7 protein-coding genes, 4 pseudogenes and 1 riboswitch are annotated in these 10,112 nt (G+C 40.6%); of the genes and pseudogenes, 6 read left to right on the top strand and 5 right to left on the bottom strand.

The features are described from left to right. Positions 1-105: 105 nt before the first annotated feature. A pseudogene (locus ACO1D1_RS10700) lies at positions 106-1,551 on the bottom strand (ABC-F family ATP-binding cassette domain-containing protein); the annotation flags it as partial. Positions 1,552-1,757: 206 nt separating this feature from the next. On the opposite strand from ACO1D1_RS10700, the gene ACO1D1_RS10695 reads away from it, so the two are divergent. Both ACO1D1_RS10695 and ACO1D1_RS10690 read left to right on the top strand, forming a co-directional pair. Continuing rightward, positions 1,758-2,228, top strand: a complete 471-nt coding sequence (locus ACO1D1_RS10695; protein ID WP_423335921.1) for a hypothetical protein — start codon at positions 1,758-1,760, stop codon at positions 2,226-2,228. 97 nt (positions 2,229-2,325) lie between these two features. Next, on the top strand, positions 2,326-2,502 hold the full coding sequence (locus tag ACO1D1_RS10690) for a spore germination protein (protein ID WP_423335920.1): 177 nt from the start codon (positions 2,326-2,328) through the stop codon (positions 2,500-2,502). Between the two features lie 22 nt (positions 2,503-2,524). Here ACO1D1_RS10690 and ACO1D1_RS10685 read toward each other — a convergent pair whose 3' ends face one another. Together ACO1D1_RS10685 and ACO1D1_RS10680 are read right to left on the bottom strand one after the other, a co-directional pair. After that, on the bottom strand, positions 2,525-3,829 hold the full coding sequence (locus ACO1D1_RS10685; RefSeq protein ID WP_423335919.1) for a nucleobase:cation symporter-2 family protein: 1,305 nt from the start codon (positions 3,827-3,829) through the stop codon (positions 2,525-2,527). Beyond that, positions 3,829-4,422 carry a xanthine phosphoribosyltransferase gene (locus ACO1D1_RS10680; protein ID WP_423335918.1) on the bottom strand — a complete coding sequence of 198 codons (594 nt, stop codon included), beginning with the start codon at positions 4,420-4,422 and terminating at the stop codon, positions 3,829-3,831. Before ACO1D1_RS10680 ends, ACO1D1_RS10685 begins: the two co-directional genes overlap by 1 nt. Positions 4,423-4,543: 121 nt before the next feature. Then, a riboswitch (purine riboswitch) is annotated at positions 4,544-4,645 on the bottom strand. 214 nt (positions 4,646-4,859) lie between these two features. Here ACO1D1_RS10680 and ACO1D1_RS10675 point away from each other — a divergent pair. The 3 genes from ACO1D1_RS10675 (at position 4,860) to ACO1D1_RS10665 (ending at position 8,393) form a co-directional block, all read left to right on the top strand. Next, positions 4,860-5,858, top strand: a complete 999-nt coding sequence (locus ACO1D1_RS10675; RefSeq protein ID WP_149870264.1) for an NAD(P)H-dependent flavin oxidoreductase — start codon at positions 4,860-4,862, stop codon at positions 5,856-5,858. Positions 5,859-6,165: 307 nt separating this feature from the next. Then, entirely contained in the window at positions 6,166-7,359 is a 1,194-nt protein-coding gene (locus ACO1D1_RS10670; RefSeq protein WP_149870265.1) for a glycine C-acetyltransferase, read from the top strand. Between the two features lie 89 nt (positions 7,360-7,448). Continuing rightward, a complete protein-coding gene (locus tag ACO1D1_RS10665; protein ID WP_423335917.1) occupies positions 7,449-8,393 on the top strand; it encodes an L-threonine 3-dehydrogenase in 945 nt (314 codons plus the stop codon). A gap of 53 nt (positions 8,394-8,446) precedes the next feature. Here ACO1D1_RS10665 and selD read toward each other — a convergent pair. Next, positions 8,447-9,516, bottom strand: a pseudogene (gene selD / locus ACO1D1_RS10660) (selenide, water dikinase SelD). Between the two features lie 180 nt (positions 9,517-9,696). Between selD and ACO1D1_RS10655 the strand changes: the two are divergent. Continuing rightward, positions 9,697-9,933 (top strand): annotated as a pseudogene (locus ACO1D1_RS10655) (Rdx family protein); the annotation flags it as partial. Here ACO1D1_RS10655 and ACO1D1_RS10650 read toward each other — a convergent pair. Then, positions 9,920-10,112: pseudogene (locus tag ACO1D1_RS10650) on the bottom strand (hypothetical protein); the annotation flags it as partial. The pseudogenes ACO1D1_RS10655 and ACO1D1_RS10650 sit on opposite strands and share 14 nt — an antisense overlap.

Genomic DNA, 10,112 nt, shown 5'->3' with positions numbered 1-10,112 from the left:
TATGTACTGCGTTCGGTTGTCAGCCGATATTAACCAAACCCGACAACCTAGATAGGCGTTTTCGCGTTTCTCGTGAAACGCTTTCGCGTTTCGTGCGCCGCTTCAAAGGGCACGCTTTAACTCTGCCTTTGCATCAATATCCAAGTGATTGGTCGGCTCATCGAATAATATCCAATTGCTTTCATTCATCATCAGCTTACAAAGGCGGACCTTTGCTTGCTCACCACCGCTCAACTGGTTCATTGGACGGGAGATGTGTTCATTTTTCAACCCGCAGCGGGCAAGAGCCGCACGGACTTGGTGCTGATCCATCGAAGGGAAGGCATTCCAAACATCATCAATCGGTGTCAATGCGCCTGCTTTTACCTCTTGTTCAAAATAAGAAGGGAAGAGGAAATCGCCGCGTTCAACTTTTCCGTTTAATGGGTCGATTTTACCTAGCATTGTTTTAAGCAGGGTAGATTTACCAACACCATTACAGCCTATAATGGCAACTTTTTCGCCGCGCTCAAGTGTAACATTCATCTTCGGGAGGAGCGGCTGTTCGTAGCCGATTTCCAAATCCTTTGCTTCAAAAACATAACGGCTGCTGCTGCGTGACTCTTTGAAACCAAATGTTGGCTTTATCGCCGTTTCCGGCCGGTCAATCCGTTCAAGACGGTCAAGCTGCTTTTGACGACTCTTGGCACGGCCAGTTGTCGAATATCGTGCTTTGTTTTTTGCAATGAAATCTTCTTGTTTTTTAATGAATTCCATTTGTTTTTCATAGGCGTTAATATGCTGATTCTTATTAATTTCCGCTAATTCCAGGAATTTCTCATAGCTGGCTGTGTAGCGGGTCAGCTTCGAAAATTCTAATTGAAAAATGACATTGGATACTGGATTCATAAATTCCGTATCATGGGAGATGAGAATAAACGCATATGGATAATCTTTTAAATAAGAAGTTAACCAGCGAATATGTTCCACATCTAAATAGTTGGTCGGCTCATCGAGTAATAGAACCTTTGGCTGTTCCAAAAGTAACTTTGCCAGAAGGACCTTTGTCCGCTGACCTCCGCTGAGTGCCGCAACATCACGGTCTAATCCGATGGCATCTAAACCTAATCCGCGGGCTGCTTCTTCAATTTTGATATCAAGTGAATAGAAGCCGCCGGCATCCAGAGCATCTTGAATTTCACCCATTTTTTCTAAAAGAACTTCAAGTTCTTCAGGAGAAGCGTCAGCCATTTGCGCTGTTACTTCATTTAATTCCTTTTCTTTTTCAAAAAGCGGGAGAAAGGCATCGCGGAGTACATCTCGCATGGTCCTTCCCGGAGTCAATACAGTATGCTGATCCAAGTAGCCGTAGTGAACGCCCGGTGTCCATTCCACACGGCCGCTGTCATGTATTAATTGGCCAGTAATAATATTCATTAACGTTGATTTACCAACGCCGTTTGCACCGACAAGTCCAACATGATCTTCAGCTAATAATCGAAAGGAAACGTCTTTAAATAAAGTACGGTCCCCGAAAGTATGTGATAAATTTTCAACATTTAAAAGGCTCATTTTTTCGTAATCCTCGCTTTGTTTCAGACTCAATACATTATTCCATCATACTAAATTTTAGAAGATTCGACTAGATTTTTGACATGAAAAAACACTATAAATTTATTGGAAATATAAGTTTTTGCTGTAAAGCACTTTTCTAATTTCTATTTATGAATAGTGTGCCTAGTTTTTTGGGTATCGTAATAATAAAAAGGAAATCAACTATGGTCGGACTTATAATTGCCATCTTTATTTTTAATTTCATAGCCTTTACAAAAAATAAAACACTGACAGTCAATCAAATCATTCATATCTGGACCTTTACAATTGCATTCCAAGTTAATTTCGACGCGTTCATCGAGTTTAAATACCATGGGTATTGGTATTTTTCCAAAGAGATCGAATGGAAAGGGCTGATTCCACATTTATTCTTAGTTCCACCAGCAAATATGATTTTTCTAAATTGGTATCCGTTTAAATCTGCGATCAAGAGACAAATTTTATATATCATTGGTTTTGTTATTATTATTTTACTTTATGAAATGATTACTTTATTGCCTTCTCCTTGGGGTTATTTCCATTATGGCTGGTGGAGGATCTGGCACGCTGCAATCATTAACCCATTTCTATTATTGATTGTGTTACGGTATTATAAGTGGATTTGTAAAGTTGAACAAAAAAGTGTTTGTAAATAAGGTGGAGGATATTGAAATAGTCTATTTTTTGAAGAAATGGAGACAAGCTGCAGGACCTGTACATACAATAAAAGAGAAGGGAAGGAGTGTGAAGTGATTGACTGTTAATCGCGATGGTGTTAGGATTGGGACCGTTTCCGGCGGTATTGTTAACTTTGGGGGAGCCGAAATTATTGCTCCGATATCGATTACAAAAACAACCAGCGGAGCAGGTGAGGATAATACAGGTACAGTGACCAGTATATTAGACTTAATCAGCCGGAGCATAAAATAACCCCGGCTGATTTTTTTAACTATTAGGATACCTTTAAACTTTGAGTCGTTTGACTTTTCTTCATTGGTTTTGCGACATTGAAGACAATGTTTAGAAAAATTGCTGTAAAGCTGCCTGCTACAATCCCGCTATTTGTCAGGATTTTGATACTTTCCGGAAGCTGTGCAAATAAATCCGGAACGGTGGTAACACCTAATCCGACTCCCACAGAACATGCGATGATTAAAAGGTTTTCTTGAGATGAAAAATCGACTTTACTAAGCATCTTAATTCCGGAAGCAATGACCATTCCAAACATAGCGACCATGGCACCGCCAAGAACAGCAGTAGGAATCACGGTTGTTAAAGCAGCGATTTTTGGTACTAATCCTAAGAATATTAAGATTCCAGCCGCTGTATAAATGACCTTTTTATCTTTGACACCAGAAAATTGGACAAGCCCTACATTTTGCGAGTAGGTGGTATATGGGAATGAATTAAAAAATGCCCCAATGACGCTAGCCAGACCTTCTGAACGATATCCTTTTACCAAATCATTTTCCGTAAGCTTTTTGCCTGTTATAACACTTAAAGCAAAGTAGACACCTGTTGATTCTACGAGACTCACGATCGCCACAAGCGTCATCGTAATAATCGGAGCCAATTCGAATGAAGGTACGGCAAAATGTAACGGGGTGACCAGATGGAACCAAGAAGCTTCGCCAACAGCGGTAAAATCTACTTTTCCCATTAAAAATGCTGCGATTGTGCCGCCAATTAACCCAAGTAAGATGGAAATGGCACGAATGAAGCCTTTTGAAAATCGATAAAGGATAATAATGAACAATAATGTACCAAACGCAAGGGCAATATTGGAAATCGATCCGAAGTCAGGGCTGCCTTGACCGCCAGCAACATTATTCATGGCAACTGGAATAAGGGTAGTACCAATAATCGTTACGACAGAACCTGTCACAACCGGTGGAAAGAAACGAATGAACTTTCCAAAAAAGGTTGCAATCAACATCACAATTATTCCAGAGACTAGAATCGAACCATAAATAGCAGAAAGACCATATTGGCCGCCTATGGCAATGATTGGTCCTACAGCGGTAAACGTACAGCCTAGCACAATGGGAAGGCCAATCCCAAAATAACGATTTTGCCAAACTTGAAGCAATGTGGCGATGCCGCTTGTAAGTATATCTAACGAAACTAGATAGGCTAATTGTTTACTAGAGAGACCCAGTGCACCGCCAATGATGAGAGGAACGATCACAGCCCCTGCATACATAGCTAATACATGTTGAATCCCTAATGAGGCTGTTTTCATTGGTTGTGCTTTCATCAGACCAATTCCTCCACTTTTTCATTTATAAATGTTGCATTTCCATTTTTAAGTGAGGCAATTCTTGCCAGTGATTCCACTCTAAATCCTTGTTCTTTAAGCTTTTGCGCCCCTTCTTGAAATGACTTTTCAATCACAATCCCAATCCCGATCACCTCGGCACCGCTTTGCTGCACTATTTCTATTAAACCAAGGGCAGCTTGTCCATTAGCTAGGAAATCATCAATGATAAGAACACGATCATTTTCATTTACATACTTTTTAGAGATGGAGATCTCATTCGTTTCATTCTTAGTAAATGAGTGAACACTAGCAGTCAATAAATCATCATTTAGTGTTAAGGATTTTCTTTTTCGCGCAAAAACCACGGGAACATTCAAATAATATCCGGCCATTACAGCAGGAGCAATCCCTGAAGATTCAATCGTTACTATTTTCGTTATCTCTTCATTAGCAAACCGTTCTGCAAACTCTTTTCCAATTTCCAGCATTAATGCAGGATCAATTTGATGGTTTAAAAACGAATCTACCTTTAACACTTGTTCTGATAGGACCTTTCCGTCCTTTTTAATTCTATCCTCTAATAACTTCATGGTTTACCCCCTAAGTGTAAATAAAAAAGCCCAAAGGTCATGGCTCACATCAAAAACTGAGTGAGGCAATGACCTTTGGGCTTGATCTCCAAAGGAAAGAAAGATACACACATAAAAAGTGTAACTCTCATTACCCACCCATAGTCAGATTATTTACGGTAATCCGGTAGAAACTTGCAGGCCATATCCCTGCGATTATATGAGCGAAACCTTATAAATTTATGTTCACATTATATCACGGCCAAAGTGAATTTCAACCCTTTTTTACAAGTAACCGAACAATAGACTTAAAAAGAATGCAATTGTTCGCCTTTTGAAAAAAGCGTTTCCATCCCGTAAATAATCATTAAAATCAAAGATTGAATACCTATTCATTTTCATGTACTATTAAAATAAGTAATTTTATTCAGAAAATTCTAAATCAAGAGGTGGATACGATGAAAAAATCAATACCTGAAGATTGGTGGTATCAGTTGAGGTTACCTGTTATTGCAGCTCCAATGTTTTTAGTGTCAGGCACCGAGCTTGTTAAAAATTGCTGTTTAAATGGCGTGATTGGTTCATTCCCGGCTCCAAATGCAAGACCGATTGAGGTTCTGGATCAATGGATGGGCCAATTGAATCAAGAACTTGAAAAGGCACGCGAAAACGACCCTCACCGTAAAATTGCACCATGGGCCATGAATATGGTAGTACATAGCTCCTATAGCCGTCTGCAAGATGAACTGGCTTTAATCAAGAAACACAAACCTCAGTTAGTCATTACTTCATTGGGAAGTCCCAAACACGTTGTCGACATTGTCCATGAATATGGAGGTTTCGTTTTCTCGGATGTCAGCGATCTGAAATTTGCTAAAAAGGCGGCAGAGGCAGGAGTCGATGGTCTCATTTTAGTAGCAAGTGGTGCCGGGGGACATGCTGGGCAAATAAATAGTTTTGCTTTTGTTGATATGGTCCGGACATTCTGGGATGGAATTATTGTCCTGGCAGGTTCAATTTCAACTGGCAAGAGCATATTAGCAGCACAAGCTGCGGGAGCAGATCTTGCTTACATGGGAACAAGATTTATTGTCGCGACTGAAAGTATGGCTAATCAGGATTATCGTGAAATGCTTGTCGAGGCAACCCAGGATGATATCATTTTAACAGATGCGTTTTCCGGAATAAACGCAAACATGCTGAAACCTAGTATTAAAAAAGCGGGTCTTGACCCTGATCAATTGATGAAGAAAGAAAATGTTAACTTTGACGATATGCAAAAGGAAACAAATGCAAAGGCGTGGAGGGATATCTGGTCCGCTGGCCATGGTGTAGGTGCCATTGATCGAATTGAATCAACGGCCGATATCATTAACCGATTGGAAGCAGAGTATGAAGAGGCACTCCAATCCATTATTAATAATGCAGGGAAATTAAGCACCATTCAGATTAATTAAAGCACGGGATACGAAAAAGGGACCAAATCGGTTCCTTTTTTTTGTAATATCAGTATTTATAAGTTTCGACTTTGAGAAATGTCCAGCTCCAGCTCCCCAACTCTTTCTTAATTATTTTTACTTTCCCATTTATCGGGTAAACTAAGAAAGAATAAAAATTTTGTCCGCTACTAGTGAACAAATACAAAATAATATGATAAAGTATAGTATAGAAATCCATACATACTACCGATTCATCGGTATTGTAGTGTCCTCTCCAGACGGACATCTGTATTTTTAAAATTTATTAGACTAAGGGGGAATGAAAGTGTCCAGTAACACTTTAGAGCAATTTTTAAATGAGAATCTTGAAGATTTAAAAGGAAAAGGTTTATACAATGTCATTGACCCGTTAGAAAGTCCAAATGGACCGGTCATTACGATTAATGGCAAAGAACTAATCAATCTTTCTTCAAATAACTATTTAGGTTTGGCAACAGACGACCGTCTCAAAAAAGCCGCTGCTGATGCGCTTGAAAAATATGGTGTGGGTGCAGGTGCAGTTCGTACCATTAACGGTACGCTTAAGCTGCATGTTGAATTGGAAGAAAAATTAGCTGAATTTAAACATACAGAAGCAGCGATTGCTTATCAATCTGGTTTCAATTGCAATATGGCGGCCATTTCCGCTGTCATGGATAAAAATGATGCGATTTTATCCGATGAATTAAACCATGCCTCTATTATCGATGGCTGCAGACTTTCTAAAGCAAAAATTATCCGTGTTAATCACTCCGATATGGAGGACCTGCGTGCGAAAGCAAAAGAAGCAAAGGAATCCGGTCTTTACAATAAGATTATGGTTATTACGGACGGCGTATTTTCGATGGATGGGGATATTGCTTTATTACCTGAAATCGTCAAAATTGCGGAGGAATTTGATCTCATTACGTATGTTGACGATGCTCATGGCTCCGGTGTCCTTGGTGATGGAGCTGGTACGGTAAAACATTTCGGATTGTCAGATAAAATCGATTTCCAAATCGGTACTTTATCAAAAGCAATTGGTGTAGTTGGCGGCTATGTTGCCGGCAAGAAGAACCTGATTGACTGGTTAAAGGTCCGCAGTCGTCCATTCCTATTCTCGACTTCCTTAACACCGGCAGATGTAGCTGCTAGTAAAAAATCCATTGAACTGTTAATGGAAAGTACGGAGCTTAACAAAAAGCTATGGGAAAATGGCAACTATTTGAAAAAGGGCTTAAAAGAATTAGGATTTAATATTGGCGCAAGTGAAACGCCTATTACACCATGTATTATTGGCGATGAAGGGCTTACGCAGCAATTTAGTAAGCGTCTCAATGAGGAAGGGGTATATGCCAAGTCCATCGTGTTCCCGACCGTTCCAAAGGGAACCGGACGTGTACGCAATATGCCGACTGCCGCACACACAAAAGAAATGCTTGACCAAGCGATCGCGATTTATGAAAAGGTCGGGAAAGAAATGGGCATCATTTCATAGGTTTATCCAAGACACTCTAGACCACATAGTAACGTATTTATGTGTAAACAGGATTATACAGCTTAAGTAAAGAGGACGGAGAAACAACGATGAAACGTATTTTAATCACAGGTGCATTAGGTCAAATCGGATCAGAACTAACCTTAAAGCTGCGCGAGGTTTATGGCGCAGATAACGTCATTGCCACAGATATCAAGAAAAATGACAGTGAGGCGGCACAAAGTGGTCCCTTTGAAACAGTGGATGTCACCGATTTAAATAAAATGGTTGAGACAGCAAAAAAGTATAAGGTTGATACGGTCATGCATTTAGCTGCGCTTCTTTCGGCAACGGCGGAAGCAAAGCCTGTATTTGCTTGGAATTTAAACATGGGCGGGCTGATGAACGCCCTTGAAACAGCGAGAGAGATGAAAGCCCAATTTTTCACTCCTAGCTCAATCGGAGCATTTGGTCCATCCACACCGAAGGATCATACTCCCCAGGATACGATTATGCGTCCCACTACCATGTATGGTGTAAATAAGGTAGCAGGGGAGCTGCTTGCAGATTACTATTATCAAAAATTCGGTGTCGATACACGTGGGTTGCGTTTCCCTGGCTTAATTTCTTATGTTGCACTGCCTGGTGGCGGGACCACTGATTATGCCGTTGAAATCTATTATGAAGCTGTTAAAAACGGCAAATTTACTTCTTATATTGATAAGGGGACGTACATGGAGATGATGTACATGCCGGATGCCCTAAAAGCGATTATTGATTTAATGGAAGCGGATGCCTCCAAGTTGATTCATCGCAATTCATTTAATGTGACTGCCATGAGCTTTGATCCTGAAGAAATTGCTGCATCCATATCTAAATATGTTCCAGGGTTCGAGATTTCCTACCATGTGGACCCGGTTCGTCAATGTATTGCTGATAGCTGGCCAAATTCAATTGATGCTTCGGCTGCCAAAGAGGAATGGGGCTTTAAAGCAGAATATGATTTAGACAGAATGACGAAGGAAATGATTGAAAAGCTGCGTCAAAAATTATAAAGTGGAAACCGTTTATTGGCAAAAAAACAGCGAGGCTTATGAAAGCCTCGCTTTTATCGTGTCACATAAATAAGTTTCTCATGTTTCTCTGTCACCCTGCCAATAATGGCAGCGTCGAATAAACCATTTGCTTTAAGCCGATCAACATACACAGCAGCCTCGTCCTCACTAATAGACACGAGAAGACCTCCCGAGGTAATGGCATCGCAAAGCACAAGCTGTTCTTCAGGAAGAATTCCTTCATAAACAACATCCTCACTTAACCATTTATGATTCGACTTGGACCCACCTGGGATAACGCCATCTCTAGCTAATTCCAGCGCTCCTTCAAGAACAGGTACGCGACTTAGAGAAATCTCAAAATCTTACATGACTGCCGCGTGCGATTTCACTCCCGTGTCCAAGTAAACCAAAACCAGTAACATCCGTAACGGAATGCGGCTGATAATTCATTAGCTCTACAGCAGCCGTTTTATTCAGCATCGCCATGGTTTCGGTCACCAATTGTTCCTGTTCAGGAGTCACGGCAGATCTTTTTTATCCCGGTAGTCAGGATGCCAACACCAATTGGTTTAGTTAACACCAGAACATCACCTGGCTTTGCGCCAACATTTTTCCATACTTTATCAGGGTGCACGATGCCTGTAACCGATAAACCAAACTTTGGTTCTTGGTCATCAATCGAATGGCCGCCTACGGTTATCGCACCCGCTTCCTTCACTTTATCAGCGGCACCGCGAAGGATTTCAGAAAGCATTTCTGCACCGAGCTTTTTAATCGGGTAGCCGACAATATTTAATACCGTTTTCGGTTCTCCGCCCATCGCATAGACATCACTCAATGCGTTAGCAGCAGTAATTTGACCAAACATATATGGGTCATCCACGATTGGGGTAAAGTAATCGACCGTTTGGATTAAGGCGATCGAGTCGGTTAAGCGATATACTCCGGCATCATCAGATGTATCAAGTCCCACTAATAATTCAGGAACAGGTTCTTGTTTTGGTAATAAGCGCAAAACTTGCGCCAGGTCCTCTGGACCAATTTTGCAGCCTCAGCCAGCTTTTGTTGAGAAAGAAGTCAGGCGAATTTTTTCTTGTTCACTCAATATGTCCACCTCCATTAAATAGTATAACTGTTTTATTATAAATCCGCACACCTCGTGCTGAACAATTGCGGAACAGGAGGGGATGGGATAAAATGTGGTTACATATTGGCTGAAAAAAAGCCTTGTTTTAGGGGGATAGGAATGAAACAGTACCAAGTAATTATTGAATTTTGTATGCAATGAAACTACGCACCAAAAGCCGCGAGGTTCGCGGAAAAATTGTTTACCCATTTTAATCGAACAATTCAAAGGGTAGAGCTTATTCCCAGTTCAGGCGGTGCTTTCGAGATAACAGTCAATGGGGAAAAGATTTATTCAAAGCTTGATACTGGTATTTTTCCTGATGCAGAAGAAATGATCGAGATCATTGCAGACAAAATAGAAACGACCCTCATAGCATTTATGAGGGTTTTATCATTTAAGGCAGTGTGATAAATCTGTTTTTTCCCAATCCATTTTCTGTTTTTGAAATAAATACCTCTAATATCACCTCTTTGTAAGTGATGCACCAAAAACGCGAAAGCGTTTCACGATAAATGCGAAAACGCCTATCTAGGTTGTTGGGTTTGGTGTTAATATCGGCTTCCTTAACTGAACGAAGTAGAGGACAC

The organism is Neobacillus sp. 19 (assembly GCF_049463095.1).
Taxonomy (GTDB): Bacteria; Bacillota; Bacilli; order Bacillales; family Cytobacillaceae; genus Neobacillus.
Note: the sequence above shows the minus strand (reverse complement) of the source record. Positions and strands in the feature narration are given on the sequence as shown.